This is a genomic window from Acidimicrobiales bacterium, from assembly GCA_035536915.1.
GTDB lineage: Bacteria > Actinomycetota > Acidimicrobiia > Acidimicrobiales > JAHWLA01 > JAHWLA01.
The window spans coordinates 28,971-46,048 of record DATLNE010000034.1 but is presented as its reverse complement, the minus strand read 5'-3'; the positions used below and the strand labels follow the sequence as shown (position 1 = coordinate 46,048).

The 17,078-nt window shown below is 69.7% G+C and carries 15 protein-coding genes; 5 read left to right on the top strand and 10 right to left on the bottom strand.

Annotated elements, in window-relative coordinates; all coding sequences use genetic code 11:
* Window positions 1–18: 18 nt before the first annotated feature.
* Window positions 19–1,866, bottom strand: a complete 1,848-nt coding sequence (locus VM938_09855) for a hypothetical protein (GenBank protein ID HVF75342.1) — start codon at window positions 1,864–1,866, stop codon at window positions 19–21.
* 81 nt (window positions 1,867–1,947) lie between these two features.
* Between VM938_09855 and VM938_09850 the strand changes: the two genes are divergently transcribed.
* A complete protein-coding gene (locus VM938_09850) occupies window positions 1,948–2,550 on the top strand; it encodes a VTT domain-containing protein (protein HVF75341.1) in 603 nt (200 codons plus the stop codon).
* A gap of 388 nt (window positions 2,551–2,938) precedes the next feature.
* Window positions 2,939–3,706 carry a hypothetical protein gene (locus VM938_09845; protein HVF75340.1) on the top strand — a complete coding sequence of 256 codons (768 nt, stop codon included), beginning with the start codon at window positions 2,939–2,941 and terminating at the stop codon, window positions 3,704–3,706.
* A 99-nt stretch (window positions 3,707–3,805) separates the two neighbouring features.
* Here VM938_09845 and VM938_09840 read toward each other — a convergent pair whose 3' ends face one another.
* The 4 genes from VM938_09840 to VM938_09825 form a co-directional block, all read right to left on the bottom strand.
* A complete protein-coding gene (locus VM938_09840; GenBank protein HVF75339.1) occupies window positions 3,806–6,268 on the bottom strand; it encodes a sodium-translocating pyrophosphatase in 2,463 nt (820 codons plus the stop codon).
* Window positions 6,265–6,948, bottom strand: a complete 684-nt coding sequence (locus VM938_09835; GenBank protein ID HVF75338.1) for a metal-dependent transcriptional regulator — start codon at window positions 6,946–6,948, stop codon at window positions 6,265–6,267. Before VM938_09835 ends, VM938_09840 begins: the two co-directional genes overlap by 4 nt.
* 18 nt (window positions 6,949–6,966) lie before the next feature.
* Entirely contained in the window at window positions 6,967–8,055 is a 1,089-nt protein-coding gene (gene nhaA, locus VM938_09830) for a Na+/H+ antiporter NhaA (protein HVF75337.1), read from the bottom strand.
* A gap of 64 nt (window positions 8,056–8,119) precedes the next feature.
* Entirely contained in the window at window positions 8,120–10,027 is a 1,908-nt protein-coding gene (locus tag VM938_09825; GenBank protein ID HVF75336.1) for an APC family permease, read from the bottom strand.
* 63 nt (window positions 10,028–10,090) lie between these two features.
* Here VM938_09825 and VM938_09820 point away from each other — a divergent pair, with 63 nt between their 5' ends.
* Entirely contained in the window at window positions 10,091–10,753 is a 663-nt protein-coding gene (locus tag VM938_09820; protein HVF75335.1) for a TrkA family potassium uptake protein, read from the top strand.
* 2 nt (window positions 10,754–10,755) lie between these two features.
* Window positions 10,756–11,412, top strand: coding sequence for a TrkA family potassium uptake protein (locus VM938_09815; GenBank protein HVF75334.1), 657 nt, complete (start codon window positions 10,756–10,758; stop codon window positions 11,410–11,412).
* Between the two features lie 13 nt (window positions 11,413–11,425).
* On the opposite strand, the gene VM938_09810 is transcribed toward VM938_09815, so the two are convergent.
* Genes VM938_09810 through VM938_09800 form a run of 3 tightly spaced genes read right to left on the bottom strand, consistent with a single transcriptional unit; the run spans window position 11,426 to window position 12,636 of the window.
* Window positions 11,426–11,791, bottom strand: coding sequence for a DNA-binding protein (locus VM938_09810; protein HVF75333.1), 366 nt, complete (start codon window positions 11,789–11,791; stop codon window positions 11,426–11,428).
* Window positions 11,791–12,285 carry an ATP-binding protein gene (locus VM938_09805; protein HVF75332.1) on the bottom strand — a complete coding sequence of 165 codons (495 nt, stop codon included), beginning with the start codon at window positions 12,283–12,285 and terminating at the stop codon, window positions 11,791–11,793. Before VM938_09805 ends, VM938_09810 begins: the two co-directional genes overlap by 1 nt.
* A gap of 12 nt (window positions 12,286–12,297) precedes the next feature.
* Window positions 12,298–12,636 carry an STAS domain-containing protein gene (locus VM938_09800; GenBank protein HVF75331.1) on the bottom strand — a complete coding sequence of 113 codons (339 nt, stop codon included), beginning with the start codon at window positions 12,634–12,636 and terminating at the stop codon, window positions 12,298–12,300.
* A gap of 89 nt (window positions 12,637–12,725) precedes the next feature.
* On the opposite strand from VM938_09800, the gene VM938_09795 reads away from it, so the two are divergent.
* Window positions 12,726–15,005, top strand: a complete 2,280-nt coding sequence (locus tag VM938_09795; GenBank protein ID HVF75330.1) for a DEAD/DEAH box helicase — start codon at window positions 12,726–12,728, stop codon at window positions 15,003–15,005.
* An 8-nt stretch (window positions 15,006–15,013) separates the two neighbouring features.
* Here the strand turns inward: VM938_09795 and VM938_09790 are convergent, their stop codons facing one another.
* Window positions 15,014–16,354, bottom strand: coding sequence for a hypothetical protein (locus VM938_09790; GenBank protein ID HVF75329.1), 1,341 nt, complete (start codon window positions 16,352–16,354; stop codon window positions 15,014–15,016).
* Entirely contained in the window at window positions 16,351–16,974 is a 624-nt protein-coding gene (locus VM938_09785; GenBank protein ID HVF75328.1) for a sortase, read from the bottom strand. Before VM938_09785 ends, VM938_09790 begins: the two co-directional genes overlap by 4 nt.
* Window positions 16,975–17,078 lie beyond the last annotated feature (104 nt).

Genomic DNA, 17,078 nt, shown 5'->3' with positions numbered 1-17,078 from the left:
GCCCCGCCCGCGCCCGCGTCAGGGGCCTGCGTCCTGCGGGACCGCCGCAGCCACGAGCTTGGCCTTGACCACGTTGGCGTAGGGGTCGCCCACGTTGGTCGGGGCCGCCGTCGGGACGGCGAACTGCCACTGCTGGGCGTCCACTTCGGTCGTCGTCTTGGGTGTGAATGCGTTGTCGCTGTCGTGGGTGACGAAGAAGTGCACGCCGTGGCTGCCCCACGCCCCCTGCTTCTGGTCGCAGGTGAGCGAGGCGTACGGCGTGCCGCCGTTGGCCGCTTCGTAACCGGCCTTCACATTGGCGTCGGTGCTGGCGTCACCCGGGTACGGGCGGGCCACCGGGTTGTCGCCGGTGCCGTCGTCGAGGCACTTGTCGTCGCGGTAGTACGGCACCACGGCGGGGTTGGCGGCCGACGTCGCCCCCTTCAACTCCATGATGTAGACGAGCGAGCCTGCGTCGCCTGCACCCGACACCTGCTCCCAGTTCATGACCGACAACGGGGCATTGAATGTGGGGTCGGGAGCGTCGAAGAAAGCGGGCTGCCCGCCCACCTGGTCGACGTTGCCCACGTCGTCGTTCACGCCGTCGATGGCCACGCCGCTCGGCTTGATGGCGTTGTAGTACGTGGTGGCGACGTTGGCGTTGTAGTCCCACGACGTGTAGAGGCCGTCGGGGGGGATGGGGTGCACGCGCACCCGGTACCGGTAGGTGACGGCGTCGCGATAGAAGGTCTCGGTCTTGGTCACGTTGGTGCCGGAGTCGGCGCCCCACGTCTCCCGGATGGCCCGCACCGGACCGGTGCGCTCGCCCAAGAGGATGGAGTTGGCCTCCCAGTTGACCTGCTCGTCCTCGAAGCCGACGACGGAGATCGACGAATCGGGGCTCTGCTGGAAGGCCCGGCCCTTCCACCGGTCGATGAGGTCGGGGCCGTACCCGCCGGCGTTGGCGACCTGGATGCCGCGCACCATCCAGCGGCCGGTGGCTCGCCAGGTGTAGGCGTCGGTGGTGACGGTCACGCCGTCGCGGGGGAAGCGGTCGGTCGAGCTGCGGATTGTGCCGCCGGGATCGCACACGTCGCCGCCCAGGTTGGGCCCGTAGCCGGTGTTGCTGCTGCCGAGCTTCTCGGGGTCATCGGCGGTGAAGCTGTCGCGGTCGATCCACTCGTCGGCGTCGGCGTCACGGTCGTAGTCGACGTAGCTCGTGGTGGTCGTCGGCCCGGTGGGGTTGCGGAACAGGTAGACGTGGCGGACGTTGGTCGGGTCGAGCGGGTCGGCCAGCGTGACGTCCTGGCGCTCCCCCACGGTGCCCGCAGGGCGGGAGGCGGGCGGGGCTTGGCCGCCTGCGTCCGACGCCATGAACACCAGCTCGTCGTCGTCGTCGAGGGTGGGCACCGGGTCGGCCATGGTCGACGCACCGGGCGGGAAGGCCGTGGCGCAACTGCCTGCGGTCATCTTCCAGCGCTCGACGTCCCACTGGTAGGTGAGCTCTTCGTCGACGGCGGAGTACATGGCGAAGTCGGAGTTGGCGTTGGCCAGGAAGTACGGGAAGCGCTGGTCGACCTGCACGGGCACCTCGACCCAGGCGCCGTCCCACTTGTAGGCCACGATCTCGTCGGGGTCGACGCCGGTGCGCACGTCGGGCGGGACGACGAGCGTGCCGTGGTGGGCGTCGCGCACGCCGTCAAGGAATCCGGTGGGCCACGGCAGGGCGCTGCCCGCGGCGGGCAGGCGCGACCACGTGGGGAGCTGCGCCCCGGTGAGCACGACGGGCTCGGCGCCCCGAGCTACAGGCACGACGGCGCTGCGAGCAGCCGGCGCCAGCAGTGCAGCGAACACCGCTGCGGCCGCGACAAAAGCGACTTTCTTCATGGTGGTTCCCCCCTAGGTCGACGGTTGGGTGTTCACCGCCGATGCGGCGATCACCTGCCCAGACCCCTAGCCTCCTGCGCCGTGCATCTTGAGCATTTGATCGAGACGGTCGGGACCATCGGCTTGTTCGCCATCGTGTTCGCCGAGTCGGGGCTGCTCATCGGGTTCTTCCTGCCCGGCGACTCGCTGCTGTTCACCGCCGGGCTGCTGGCCTCCCAGGGCAAGCTGAACTTCCCGCTGATCCTGGTGGGCTGCTTCGTGGCGGCGGTGGCGGGCGATCAGGTGGGCTACGCCTTCGGGAACCGGGTGGGGCCCGCCCTGTTCCGGCGGCCAGAGTCGCGGCTGTTCAAGCACGAGAACCTGGAGAAGGCCCAAGCCTACTTCGACAAGTACGGCTCGAAGACGATCGTGCTGGCTCGGTTCGTGCCCATCGTGCGCACGTTCGCCCCGATCCTCGCCGGCGTGGGGACGATGGAGTACCGGACGTTCGTCCGCTTCAACATCCTCGGTGGGTTCATCTGGGCGGTGGGCGTGACGTCGCTCGGCTACATCCTGGGCGACACCATCCCCGACATCGACAAGTACCTGCTGCCGGTGATCGGCTTCATCATCCTGCTGTCGCTGATCCCGGTGTTCCTCGAACTGCGTCGAGCTCGGCGCGGAGGCGCTCGACCTCAGAAGTGAGCTCTCGAAGGAGCAGGTGACCGCTCGGGGAGAGGCGGTCGTCGTCGTCCCGCCTGCCCGCCTCCCGTGTGCCCATGTAGACGGCCAGGCCTACGCCTGGGAGGAGTCCCGTGGCCACGGCGTGCCAGACGGCGGTCCGCCCCCGCCGGCGGGCGTCGAAGAACACCCACACGGCGACGCCGACCCACATCCAACAGAGCACCCACCCGAGCACAGCCATGGCGGGAAGTGTGCCCCAACGGGAACCGAGGAAGGGATCGGCCGTCTCGCCCTCGTAGACAGTCGAGCGGGGGGACAACGAAGTCGTCTTGATCGCCGCTGCCCCCGCACACATCCATTTGGGGGTCGAGCCAGCGGCTGCCTCCATGACTCATCGTGAAAGGCAGACATGAAACGACTGAAGGCACCTGTCGTCGTCGCGCTCGGGATCGGCATGGGCGTCGCAACCATCGCACCCGCGTTCGCCGACAACAGCGGGTTTTCGACATCCTGCTCGACCATGACCCCAGGCGCAGTCCCCGTGTCACTCGGCGTCGACAACGGCTCCTCGGGACTGGCGCTGTGTTACAGCACGACGCCGACCGGCAGCAGCTCACCCGAGGCCACCGGCGGCCGGATCACGGTGTTCAACCCATTGGCCACCAGTTCGGTCGGCATCCAGTGCGAGGCGGACCGGGGCGCGTCCACGGTCCTTGCCCTCGATTGCCTCAACCGGGTTGTCCATTCCGACGACCCCGGCCATCTCGGGACCTCGGTCTTCGGCACAGTCCAGGTGGGCACAGTCGGCATGAACGTCTTCCGGACGGGCACGGAGAACGACGCCCCCGTCACAACAGTGAACAGTCCGCTGGACGGCGACACCGAGACCAGGGTGAACGTCGACAACCACACATGCGCGTGGGTCTCGGGGCCCGGCCCCTGCCCACTGGGGATCACCGACGCCACAATCGTTGTTCGAGAGGCCGACGTCGCCACCGCAAGGACGACACCGGCGTCCTCGCCCTGCGTGGGTGTGTTGGGGACATGCCCGATCGTGCTGGTGGAGCCAGGGAACGACACGAACGACACGGTCAGGGTGACAGTGGCAGGTACCACCCATACAGCGGACGTCCCGATCGCGGGGCCGTGCCTCGTCAACGTGAACACAAGCTGCTGAGCGTGTCCGTTCCCGCAGGGGTACGTCGGTCCTGAGACGCGCTTCTGGCACCGAGATCACGCCGTACAAGCCGTGATCTCGGTGCCAGAACGGAAAGTCTCAGGCGGTGACGTTCGACTCGATGGCCGACTTGGCCTCACGCAACTGCTTGCGGAGGTCGGCATCCTCGTCGCCGAGGTCCATGATCCAGCGGTCGAGGGCGTCGACGGCCAGCTTGCGGGGCGGGTCGCCAGGGCTGACGGCATGCACCGGAGCAGCGGCCGCGCCGGCCTCGTCCACGCCGTCGGTCTTCCGCTTGGAGAAGCCGATGGCGATCATCAGCACGACCAGCGACACGCCGGCGATGAGGTAGCGGGCGCCGTCGTTGTCCTGCAGCGAGATGACCGCGGGCAGGATCAGCAGCGACACCAGGTTCATCACCTTGATGAGCGGGTTGAGGGCGGGGCCTGCGGTGTCCTTGAAGGGGTCGCCCACGGTGTCGCCGATGACGGCGGCCTTGTGCGCTTCCGAGCCCTTGCCGCCCTCGTGGCCGTCCTCGATGTACTTCTTGGCGTTGTCCCAGGCGCCGCCCGAGTTCGACAGGAAGTTGGCCATGAGCTGGCCGGTGAGGATGACGGCGGCGAGGAACGCACCGAGGGCGTAGAAGTTGATGCCGAAGCCGATGATGACCGGGGTCAGCACCGCCAACAGGGCCGGGGTGGCCAGCTCCCGCAGCGACGCCGCCGTGCAGATGTCGATGACGGGGCCGTAGTCGGGGCGCTTGGTCCCGGCCATGATCCCGCCGTCGGCGAACTGCCGGCGCACCTCCTGCACCACCACGCCCGCCGTCCGGCCCACGGCGCGGATGGCGAGGGCGGAGAACATGAAGGCCACCGAACCGCCGATCAGCAGGCCGATGAACGTCTTGGGGTCGGCCACGTTGATCTGGATGGCCTGGAAGACGTTCTCACCGGGCGCGATGAGCTCGGGCAACTCGTCGCCGATCGTCTCGATGAACGAGGCGAACAGGGCCACCGCGGCGATGACCGCCGAGCCGATGGCGAAGCCCTTGGTGACGGCCTTGGTGGTGTTGCCCACGGCGTCGAGGCTGACCATGATGCGCTCGGCCTCGCCGCTGAACTCGCCCGACATCTCGGCGATGCCTGCGGCGTTGTCGGCCACCGGGCCGAAGGTGTCCTCCGACACGACCACGCCGGTGGTTGCCAGCATGCCCATGCCGGTGAGGGCGACCAGGAAGAAGCTGACCTGGATGTTGCCGTCACCCAGGCCGACGGCCACAGCAATGGCGCCTGCGATGGCGATGATGGCGTACACCGTCGACTCCAGGCCGGAGCTGATGCCGGCGAGCACGGTGGTGGCGGGGCCGGTGCGGGCGGCCTCGGCGATCTCCCGCACGGGGCGGGTCTCGGTCGAGGTGAAGTACTCGGTCAGGCGGCTGGCCACCTGCGCCAGCACCAGGCCGATGACCACAGCGCCGAGCATGCGCCAGCCGGCGTTGTTGTTGTTGTCGTTGCCCACGTAGGTCAGCGCCACGAAGGCGGTGCCCACCACGGTGAGCAGGCCTGCGGTCAAAAAGCCGCGGTTGATCGGCGCCATGGCCGACTTGTCCTTGTCGGTGGCTCGCACCATGAACACGCCGACAATCGACGCCAGCACGCCGATGGCACGAGCGGCCACCGGGAAGATCAGGCCCGCCACCGGGTTGGCGATTCCGAGCGACTCGAACGCCGCCACGCCGAGGATGATCGAGGCCACCAGGGTGACCTCGTAGGACTCGAACAGGTCGGCCGCCATGCCAGCGCAGTCGCCCACGTTGTCGCCCACGTTGTCGGCGATGGTGGCCGGGTTGCGGGGGTCGTCCTCGGGGATGCCCGCCTCGACCTTGCCCACCAGGTCGGCGCCCACGTCGGCCGCCTTGGTGAAGATGCCGCCACCGACCCGGAGGAACAGGGCGAGCAGCGAGCCGCCGAACCCGAAGCCGACCAGGATGGCCGAGCTGGTGTTCTGGAACAGCATGATGATGACCGTGGCGCCCAGCAGGCCGAGGCCCACGGTGAACATGCCCGCCACGCCGCCGGTGCGGAACGCCACCTTCAGCGCCGCGGGCAGCGAGCCGGTGCGGGCCGCGGCGGCGGTGCGCACGTTGCCGCGCACGGCCAAGCCCATGCCGATGAAGCCGGTGAGGCCGGACATGAAGCAGCCGGCGACGAACGCCGCGGTGCGGAAGATGCCCGACTCCATGAAGCTCAGCGCGTGGCTGCCGTCGGGCCGGTCGACGGCCGTCGACGTGAAGAAGACGATGGCCACCAACGGGATCAGGATGTAGCCGATGGTCTTGAACTGGCGCCGCAAGTAGGCCATGGCGCCCTCTTGGATCGCCGTGGCGATCTCGATCATCTTCGGCGTGCCCTGATCGGCGGCCAGGACGCCCTTCATCAGGACGAAGCCCACGATGAGCGCCAGTACGGCGGTACCGGCGGAGAACACGAGCCAGAACCATTCGGCTCCCCCCAATGTGAACTCCTGATACCCCCCTTCACTGGCGAGGAGGAGGTTGTTCATGCTGATTCCTTTCTCTCTGCTTCGTCTTCTTTGCGTACGTAGATCTGGCGGGCGACTCGTTCGCCCACGGTGCGGTCGTGGCCTTCGACCCGCAGCACCAGCGGACCGTCGAAGGGGTGCTTCTCCCGAACCTCCACCCGCACGCCCGGGCGCAGGCCCAGGGTGTCGAGGAAGGTGATGACCTCGGGGTCGGTGGAGCCGGGCACGGCCACTACGGCGATGTCGCCGGGCTCCAGGTCGTAGAGGGGCGGCAGCTCGGGGATGTCGAGCACCTCGGGCTCCGGGATGGGGAACCCGTGCGGGCAGGTGGCGGGGCGATGGAGGGCGACGTACAGCCGGTCCTCCACCTCTTGCGGGAGGTCGTGCTCGAACGAGCCGGCCAAGCGGTCGGCCTCGTTCCAGGCGTAGCCGAGCATGTCGGCCAGGAACCGCTCCACGATGCGGTGGCGGCGGATGGCCCCCACCGCAACCCGGCGCCCGACCGGAGTGAGCAGCACTCCCCGGTACGGCTTGTGCTCCGCCAGGTCGCGTTCGGCCAACCGCTTGATCGTGGCCGTCACCGTGCCAGGGCTGACCCCCAGGGCCTCGGCCAGGTCACCCGTGTGGGCGTCCCCGCTGACCGATTGCCGGTAGATGGCCTTCAGCGTCTCGCGCTCGGACTTCGAAAGAGTGAGATCCATATTCGCCGAGCGCAGAAATTAGGTTTTGGTCCCCCAAAACGTCAAGCCGGCAATGCCCAGGACGGCCGACAGGGCGGAGGCCGCCAGCACCCCCACGATGGCGGTGGCCGCCACCGCCGGATCGGGGAAGGCCAGGCCGGTCACGAACAACGACACGGTGAAGCCCACGCCCGCCACGGCGCCGGTGGCGATCAGCTGCGGCCACGACGCACCCCGCGGCAACGTGCCCAGCCCCGAGCGCACGGCCGCCCACGAAGCCAGGGCGATGCCCACCGGCTTGCCCACCACCAGGCCGAGCACCACGCCGATGGCGATGGGCGACTCGACGGCGTTGCCGATGGACTCGCTGTCGAGGCGCACGCCCGCGTTGGCCAATGCGAACAGCGGGACCACGAGGAAGGCCGACCACGGATGCAGCCGGTCCTCCAGCCCTTCGACGGTGGCCTGCGGGAGCATGAGGCCGACGACGACGCCCGCCAAGGTGGCGTGCACGCCGGAGTTGTAGAGCGCCGCCCACACCAGCACGCCGGCGACAAGGGCCAGCACGGGCCGGTTGCGCACCACGAAGACGAGGGCGACGGCCGCGGCCGCGCCGAGCAGGAACAGGGGCTTGACGCCCGCGCTGTAGAAGAGGGCGATGACCAAGATGGCGCCGATGTCGTCGACGACAGCCAGCGTCAGCAGGAACAACTTGAGGCTGCCGGGCACCCGTCGCCCCAACAGCGCCATCAGCCCGACGGCGAAGGCGATGTCGGTGGCCATGGGGATGCCCCACCCGCGGTCACGGGCCACCACCACGTAAAACAGGGCGGGCACCACCATGCCGCCCACGGCGGCGACGGCGGGCACGGCGGCCGTGCGCCACTCGCGCAGCTCGCCCGCCACCAGCTCCCGCTTGATCTCCAGCCCCACGACGAAGAAGAACACCGTCATCAGGCCTTCGTTCACCCAGTGCTGGACGTCGTGGTTGAACACCGAGTGGTAGCCGTGGTCCCATGGCGAGTTGGCCCACACCAGCGCCACGGCGGCAGCCACCAGCAGGACGACGCCGCCCGCGGCCTCGGCGTGGAGGAAGCGGGTAACGAGACGGGACGGGCTACTGCGCACGGCGCTCTCCGGGGGTCGGCGAAGGGACTGCCGACCAGGCTTCCCGGCGCACCGAGGCTGCAGTCTAAAGCGGTTCGGGCACGTCCTTGGCGCCTCGTTTGGCGGCCTCCAACGCGGCGCCCACGTGGTACGGCACCGAGGTGACCACCGTGCCCGCCCGGTTCAGCAGTGCGGCCTTCAAGGCGAAGGCGCTCTGGTTGTGCAGCAGGTTGCGGGGGTCGTAGAGCTTGCCCATCACGAACTCCGGGATGATCACGGTGATGGTGTCGTTGTGCCAGCGGGCGTCGAGCTCGTCGAGGTAGCGCTCCACCGGCTCCACCAGGTCGCGGTACGGCGAGTGCACGATCTCCAGCGGCACGTCGATGTTGTAGGCCTCCCACTGGCGCTGGAGGTCCTCGCGGTCGTCGTCCTCGTACGACACGTAGACGGCGGCCAGGTGGTCGGGGTGCAAGGACTTGGCGTAGCCGAGCGCCTTGAGCACGCCCCGGTGTACCCGTCCCACCAACACCACCACGGTGTGCTGGAAGACCTCGGGCCGCACCTCGTGGGGCGCGATGGCCAGCGCCTTGCCCACCAAGTCGTAGTGGCCCTTGATGGTCAACAGGATGGCCACGATGGTCGGGATCACCACGATCGGCAGCCAGGCCCCCACGGTGAACTTGGTGACGCTGACGATCATGAGGACGGTGAAGGTGGCGAACGAGCCGAAGGCGTTGAGCGCCATGTTGCGCCGCCACCCGGCGCCCTGGAGCTTGCGGTGGCGCACGACCATGCCCGCTTGGCTCAGGGTGAACGAGGTGAACACGCCCACCGCGTAGAGCGGGATCAACGCCGTGGTGATGCCGCCGAAGGCGATGAGCAGGACCGAGGCGAACACGGCCAGGAACACGATGCCGTTGGAGTAGACGAGGCGGTCGCCCCGGTTGCCGAACTGCCGGGGGAGGTAGCCGTCGCGGGCGATGATCGACGACAGCCGGGGGAAGTCGGCGTAGGCCGTGTTGGCCGCCAGGATGAGGATGCCCGCGGTGGCGAACTGCAGCAGCACGTGCATGAAGCCCTCGCCGAACACCGCCCGCGCCATCTGCGAGATGACGGTCTCGTCGTGGGTGGGGATGGGGTGCAGGTGGCTGGCCAGCAGCGACACGCCGAAGAACAGGAAGCCGAGGATGACCGCCATGATCGTGAGGGTGCTGGCGGCGTTCTTGGCCTCCGGCTTGCGGAAGGCGGGCACGCCGTCGGCCAAGGCCTCGATGCCTGAAAGGGCCACGGCGCCCGACGAGAAGCCCCGCAGGATGATGAACAAGGTGAGCGACCCGCCCGCCTCGGCGATGTGCTTGGCCCGCTCGGGGTCGAACGGCACCGGCTTGAGGTCGCCGAAGAAGTCCTGGAACAGCCCGTAGCCCACCAGCGCGGCCAAGGAGACGATGTAGATGTAGGTAGGGGCGGCGAAGATCTTCCCCGACTCCTTGAGGCCCCGCAGGTTGCCCAGGGTGAGGGCGACGACGAAGCCCAGGCAGATCAGCACCCGCTTGTCGTGCCAGTCGTGGAAGGCGGGCAGCGAGATGAGAGCGGCCACGCCGGCCGACACCGATACGGCCACGGTGAGGATGTAGTCAACGAGCAGCGACGCACCCGCCACCAGCGAGGGGTACTTGCCCAGGTTCTCGCGGCTGACAACGTAGGAGCCGCCGCCCTGCGGGTAGGCGTGGATCGTCTGGCGGTACGACGTCACCACGATGATCAGCAGCGCGGCGACGGCGATCGACATGGGCACGAGCTTCGAGAGCCCGAGGGCCAGGCTCGATGCGCCCGCGGCGGTGACGAAGAGGATCTCTTCGGTGGCGTACGCGGTGGACGAGATGGGGTCGGACGAGAAGGTCGCCAGGGCAACGGACTTGGGCAGCCGTTGGTGCTCCTGCTCCGCCGTCGACAGGGGCCGCCCGACGAGCAGCCGCTTCAGCAATTCGAACACGGCGGGTGACGATACGCCCCCCGGAGTTGTGCCGGCTACGCCGAGCGATTTTCATGGGGCGCCATGCACGTAATCGTCGTCGGCTGCGGCCGGGTGGGTTCCGAACTGGCCGTGAACCTCGACCGCGCCGGCCACTCGGTCGCCGTCATCGACAAACGCCGCAACGCCTTCCGGCGCCTGCCTGAACGGTTCAGCGGACGGGCCGTGCTCGGCTTCGGTTTCGACCGCGACCACCTCGAGCAGGCGGGGGTGCAGGAGGCCTCGGCGCTGGCCGCCGTGACCAGCGGCGACAACACCAACATCCTCACGGCGCGCATCGCTCGCGAGACCTACGAGATCCCCCAGGTCGTCGCCCGCATCTACGACCCGCGCCGGGCCGTGATCTACCAGCGCCTCGGCATCCCGACGGTGGCCACCGTCACGTGGACCACCGACCAGGTCATGCGCCGGCTGTTCGAGAACAGCAGCACGACCGAGTGGACAGACGCCACCGGCGGCGTGAACATCGTCGAGCGGGCGCTGCCCGAGGGGTGGGCGGGCAAGAAGCTGGCCGAGATGGGCGAGCCCGACAAGTTCCGGCTGACGGCGGTCACCCGGGGCGGCACGGTGCGCATGGCCGGCCCCGACGTGGTCGGCCAAGAGGGCGACGTCCTGCACTTCACCGTCATGAAGGACGCCTTCGACGACCTCGACCAGCGCCTGCGTTCGGGCGGGGAGGACCACTAACGATGCGCGTTGCCATTGCTGGTGCCGGCAACGTCGGCACCTACATCGCCGCCGACCTGGCCCAGGCGGGCCACGAGGTGTTGCTGATCGAGCAGGACCCCGACTTGGTGGCCCGCATCCGGGCCACCGTCGACGTCAACTGGTTCGTGGGCGACGCGTGCGAGGTCAACTCGCTGCACGAGGCGGGCCTGGCCGAGGTCGACGTGGTGGTGGCCGCCACCGGCGACGACGAGGACAACCTCGTCATCTCGTTGCTGGCCAAGCAGGAGTTCGCCGTGCCCCGGGTGGTGGCCCGGGTGAACCACCCCAAGAACCACTGGTTGTTCAACGAGACGTGGGGCGTCGACGTGTCGGTGTCGACCCCGCACCTGCTTACCGCCCTGGTGGAAGAAGCGGTGTCGGTCGGCTCGCTGGTGCGCCTGCTGCAGTTCCAGGACGCGCAGCTGGTCGAGGTCACCCTGGCGGGCGACTCGCCTGCGGTAGGCCAGCCCATCGCCGAGCTCGGGGTGCCCCGCGACGCCACCGTGGTAGCCATCGTGCGGGGCGGCCACGTGGTGGTGCCCCGAGGCGACACCGTGCTCGCCGGGGGCGACGAGGTCCTGGCCTTGGTGACGGCCGACTCCGAGGACCACGTAAAGCGCATCCTCGTGGGCCGCTGAACCGCCCCACGAGCTACGGCAGCAGTTCGTACACCGGGTTGTAGACGAGGAGGCGGCCGCCGGGGCCGCTGGCCGAGCCCCGGCCGCTGACAATCAGGCGGCGCCCGCCGCGGATGCCGGCCACCCGCCGGCGGCCCGTCCACATCACCACCAGCGAGCCGGTGCCGTCGTTGACGGTGGCCTCCAGCCACGGCGAACCGTTGGGGCGGGGCACGATGCGCACGAAGGTGACCTCACCCGTCACCCGGATCTCCTGGCGGGCCTTGGCCTCGCCGATGGGGATGGTGCCGGGGACGTGGGAGCAGAACTCGCGCAAGTCCTCCCGGTCGAGGTCGCTCACCGAGGTGGTGAGCTTGTGGAGCATCTTGCGCAGGGCCACTAGGCGGGCTCCTCGTCCTCCCACAGGTCGATGTCGGCCGGCTCCAAGTCGGCGGGGCCGCAGAACATCACCATGCGGACAGCGGTGCCCGACTCCGAGGGGTCGAACTCCACCTCGTCGACCAGGGTGCGGATCAAGGGGATGCCCAGGCCGCGCTCGAAGTTGAGCCGGTCGGGGTCGGTGACCGGGGGGTGCTCGGGCAGGGTCTCGGGGTCGAAGCCGCGGCCCCGGTCCTCGACCTGGACCTCGAGTTGGTCACCGGACTCGCGCCAGCGCACCACCACCCGCTCGTCGACGTCGTGGTCGGCATGGGCCTCGATGGCGTTGGTGCACGCCTCGGAGACGGCCAGCTTGAGATCGTCGATGCGATCGTCTTCGAGCGCGCGACGGCTCGACGCCAGCGACGAGACGACGAGACGGGCCAGCCCCACGTACTCGGGGCGAGCGGGGATCTCGAGCTCGATCGCCCCTTCGGATTCGTCGAGCAGGCTCATCCCCGGCGTCGACTACGCCGCGACTGCGGCGTCGACGGACTCGTGGATGGCGAAGACCTTGGTCAGCCCCGTGATCTCGAAGACCTTGAGGATGCGGTGCTGGGTGCAGACGAGGGTGAGGTCGCCGTCGTGGCTCCGCAGGCGCTTCAAGCCGCCGACGAGGACGCCGAGCCCGGTGGAGTCGAGGAAGTCGACGCCTTCGAGGTCGACGACGATCTTGTACTTGCCCTCGCTGACGAGCTCAACGAGCTTCTCCCGAAGGCGGGGTGCGGTGTACACGTCGACCTCGCCGCGAACGGACAGGATCGTGTACCCGTTGCGGTCCGGGTCCACCTCGAGACCGAGATCCATCCTCTGGTTCCTCCTGGTCGGGCCGGTAGCGCGCGTCGTCCGGCGGCGTGACGGCTGCAAACCTACCGTGCCCACCGTAGGGTCGGCACATGCACGACCTGGCGGCCCTGGTGCAGTCGATCGCAGCCGACGGCCGGCTCGTGCACCTGGAGCGCATCCCGGCCCGCCCCGCCCGGGTGGCAGAGCTGTCGACAGCGTTGCCCCCGGAGGTGGCGGACCGGTTGCCGGGCGGCGGATTGTGGACCCACCAGGCCGCCGCCGTGGAGCTCGCCCGGGCCGGGCAGTCGGTGGCGGTGGCGACGGGCACGGCCTCAGGCAAGTCGCTCTGTTACCAGGTGCCGATCGCCGAGGCCGTGCTCGACGGGGCCAAGGGCACGGCGCTCGCCATCTACCCGACGAAGGCGCTGGCCCAGGACCAGCTGCGAGCGTTCGCGGCCCTGGACGTGCCGGGCATGGCTCCCGCCGTCTACGACGGCGACACGCCCGAGGAGCAGCGCCGGTGGGTGCGCCGCCACGCCAACGTGGTGCTCACCAACCCCGACATGCTCCACATTGGAATCCTCCCGGCCCATGCCCGGTGGGCCACGTTCCTCATGCGCCTGCGCTACGTGGTGCTCGACGAACTGCACACGTTGCGGGGCATCTTCGGCACCCATGTGGCCCAGGTGCTGCGACGGCTGCGGCGGCTGTGCGCCCACTACGGCTCGTCGCCGACGTTCGTCTTCGGCTCGGCCACCATCGGCAAGCCCGGCGAGCTCGCCTCGGCGTTGTGCGGGCTGCCGGTGGCCGAGGTGACCGACGACGGTTCGCCCCGAGGCGAGCGACTGTTCGGCGTGTGGCAGCCACCCCTGCTCGACGCCGAGAGCGGGGCGCGCGAGTCGTCGAACAAGGAGACGGCGCTGGTGCTGGCGTCGTTGGTGCAGGAGGGCTACCGGGCCATCGCCTTCACCCGGTCGCGCAAGGGGGCGGAACTGGTGGCGGCGTCGGCCAAGTCGCGGTTGCCCGACAAGTTGGCGTCGTCGGTACGGCCCTACCGGGGCGGCTACCTGGCTACCGAGCGGCGGGAGATCGAGCGGCTGCTGTTCGGCGGCGAGTTGCGGGGGGTGGCGGCCACCAATGCGTTGGAGTTGGGCATCGACGTGGGCTCACTCGACGCCTGCATCCTCAACGGCTTCCCCGGGACCATCGCCTCGATGTGGCAGCAGGCGGGGCGGGCGGGTCGTGCGCAGCAGCGGTCGTTGGCGGTGTTGGTGGCGGGCGAGGACGCGTTGGACCAATGGTTCTGCGCCCATCCGGCCGAGTTGTTCGCCCGGTCCCCGGAGCCCGCGGTGGTGAACCCGTCGAACCCCTTCGTGCTCGACCCCCATGTGGCGTGCGCGGCGTTCGAACTGCCGTTGACCCACGACGACGACCGGTGGTGGGGCGACGACCTGGACGAGTCGATCACCCGCTTGGTGCGGGCCGACGTGCTGCGCCTGCGCAACGGCCGGGCCGTGTACGCCCGGCCGGAACGGCCTGCCGCTCAGGTGGGGCTGCGCACGGGGACCAACGAGGAGTACGGCATCGTGTCGGCCGAGGGGCAGTTGATCGGCACCGTCGACAAGAGCCGGGCCTTCTCGTCAGTGCACCCCGGCGCCGTGTACCTGCACCAGGGGCAGCACTACCGGGTGGAGCGGCTCGACCTGGAGGACCGCACAGCATGGGTGGAGCCGCTCGACCCCTCCGAGATCACCCAGGCCCGCACCGACACCGACATCCGCATCCTCGGTGAAGAGCGGGCGGTCACAGTGGGACGGGCCCGGCTGGCGGTGGGGCCGGTGGAGGTGACCGAGCGGGTCACCGGCTACCAGCGCAAGGACCTGCGCACCGGTGAGGTGCTGGGCGAGGAGCCCCTGGACCTGCCGCCGTCGGTGCTGCTGACGCGGGCGTTCTGGTACACCGTCGACGAGGGCGTGCTCTCCGACGCCGGCTTGGTGGCCGCCCAGGTGCCGGGCACCCTGCACGCGGCCGAGCACGCCGGAATCGGCATGCTGCCGCTGTTCACCATCTGCGACCGCTGGGACGTGGGCGGGGTGTCGACGGCGTTGCAGGCCGACACCATGCGCCCGACCATCGTCATCTACGACGGCTACCCCGGCGGGGCAGGGATCGCCGAGCTCGGCTTTGCGGCCGCCGAGCGGCACCTGGCGGCCACGCTGGAGGCCATCGAGGCGTGCCCGTGCGCCTCGGGGTGCCCGTCGTGCGTGCAGTCGCCCAAGTGCGGCAACCTCAACGACCCCTTGGACAAGGGCGGGGCAATTGCCTTCCTGCGCACGGTGTTGGCCCCGCCTCGAACCCGAGGCCGCTTCCGGCTCGGCGGGCGCGGCTGACCGGAGCGCTAGGAGGCGTCGTGCCCGACTTCGGCGGGCGGCCGGGCTCGGGAGCGAGACCGCCGCTGCGGTGCGTCGCCGCCGACGCCGAAGCGGTCCTCGGCGCTCACCTCGCCACGCGGTTCGGGAGCGACCGGGGTCAGCGCCTCGGCCTTTTCCGCCTTGTGCACCTCGCTGCGGATCCAGAGCACGTGCATGGCCAACACGGTGGCCAGCAAGCCCCCGGCAAGGAAGCCCAGCGACTGCAGCCGGCCTGCGACATCCTCGTTGTCCCCGAGTTCCAAGGCCGAGCCGCCCTCGCCGTCATCTCCTTCGCCTTCGCCGTCGCCTTCGCCTTGGCGAGCGCCGAACGGCAGTGTGGGGTCGAAGGTGCCGTCGTTCTCGCCCGCTTGCCGCCTCTGTCGCTCGGCCTGGGCCATGAGGCCGTCGAGGTCGGAAAGGTCGACCTTGCCGGACGAGGTCAGCGGCGGCAGTGACCGCCGTCCGCCGTTGGCCGACGAGCCGTCGCCGCCCGAGTCGGTTCCGCCGCCTGCACCGTTGTCGCCGGCCTGGCCGCTGTCGGTGTTACGGCCGTCGGTGCCGCCGCCGGAGCCGTCCCCGCTGCCGCCGTCGGGGGGCGGCGGGGTGCCAGGCGGCGGGGCGGGCACGTTGGCGCTGGTCTCGGTGTGGGCGGACGAGTTGGCGAACTTGGGGTCGGCAGCCCGACGCAGGGCGACGACCCGGTAGCGGTGCACGCCACCGGAGTAGGCCGTCGCCTCGTCGGTCACCGTCGGCTCCGCTGTGACTGCGTAACTCACCCAGCGGCCGTCGGGGGCCTGCTTCAGCACCTCGTAGCCGATGAGGTCGGGCTCGGTGTTGGGCGCCCACCTCACGGTGGTGACGCGGGTGTCCTTGTCGACGCTCGTGGTCACGCCTGTGGGTGCCGCCGGGGGCGCGTCGATCACGAATGTGGCGTTGTCGTACTTCGCCGAGGTGTCCTGGTCGAGCACGTTGTTGCGACCTTGGGCGGCAGCGCGGGCGGTATAGGTGCCGTTCCAGCGGAACGACAGCGCACCGGTGACGTCGACCGAATGCTGGTCGTGGGCGTTGCGCGAGAGCGGAGTCGGCGCGTCGGCGCCCGCCGGTGCGGCGAACGTGACCGACACGCTGTTCTGCAGCCGGCCCTCTGAGGTCGGCATGCTCACGGTGAGGCGGAACGCCACCTCGCTGGTGGCCAGCGTCTGGTTCTTGGCGGGCGAGTGCCAGGTGAAGTTCGGCGTGCCCGCGTGCGCGGGCGAGGCCGAGAGCACCAGGCTCCCCGCGGCGAGCAGGCAGGCGCCGAGGCCACGGAGGCGGCGGGCCGTCGTCATGCGGTGGTCTTGCTGCCCTTCGCCATGGTCGCCTTGATGATGATGCGCTGCTTGGCCGAGTGCTTGGGGTGGCAGCTGGTCAGGGTCAACGTGCTGGCGGCGACGTCGTTGGCCACCACGCTCGTGTCCTTGGGTGTGGTGATGAACGGCTCGCGGGTGATTTCGTAGGTGCACGAGCCGACCGGCGTCTCCAGGATGATGGTGTCGCCCGGCGCCAGGCGGTCGACGTTGGCGAACGGCTTGCCGTAGGTGGTGCGATGGCCCGCGATGGCGACGTTGCCCGCCTCGCACGGCAGCGGGGTGTGCGGGTAATGGCCGGCCCCGGCTCGCAGGGCGGCGGGCGTCACGCCTTCCACCACCACGACATCGACCCCCAGCTTGGGGATCTTGATGCGGGTGAGGGCGTCACCGACCTGTAGGGAGCCGTTGCGGTAGGCGTCCTTGAGCTTGGGGCTGGCGAACTGCCGGCCCAACTCGCTCTGCTTCCGGTCCTGGTAGAGGTTCGTGTAGAAGGGATAGCCCAGCATCCCGGCGGCGGCGACGATCAAGGCGATGGTGAGCGCGGGCAGCGCCCGCCGGGCCCAGCGGTGGGTGCGCAGGAAGCGGACCAGGACGTCCAACGAAGCGTCTCCTCACATCTCGGAACGAGGTTGAGCCCAGGGTAAACGAGGACCCCGGAGCATTTGCCCCGGGGTCCTCATTCGGTCGTACCGCTAGAGGGTGG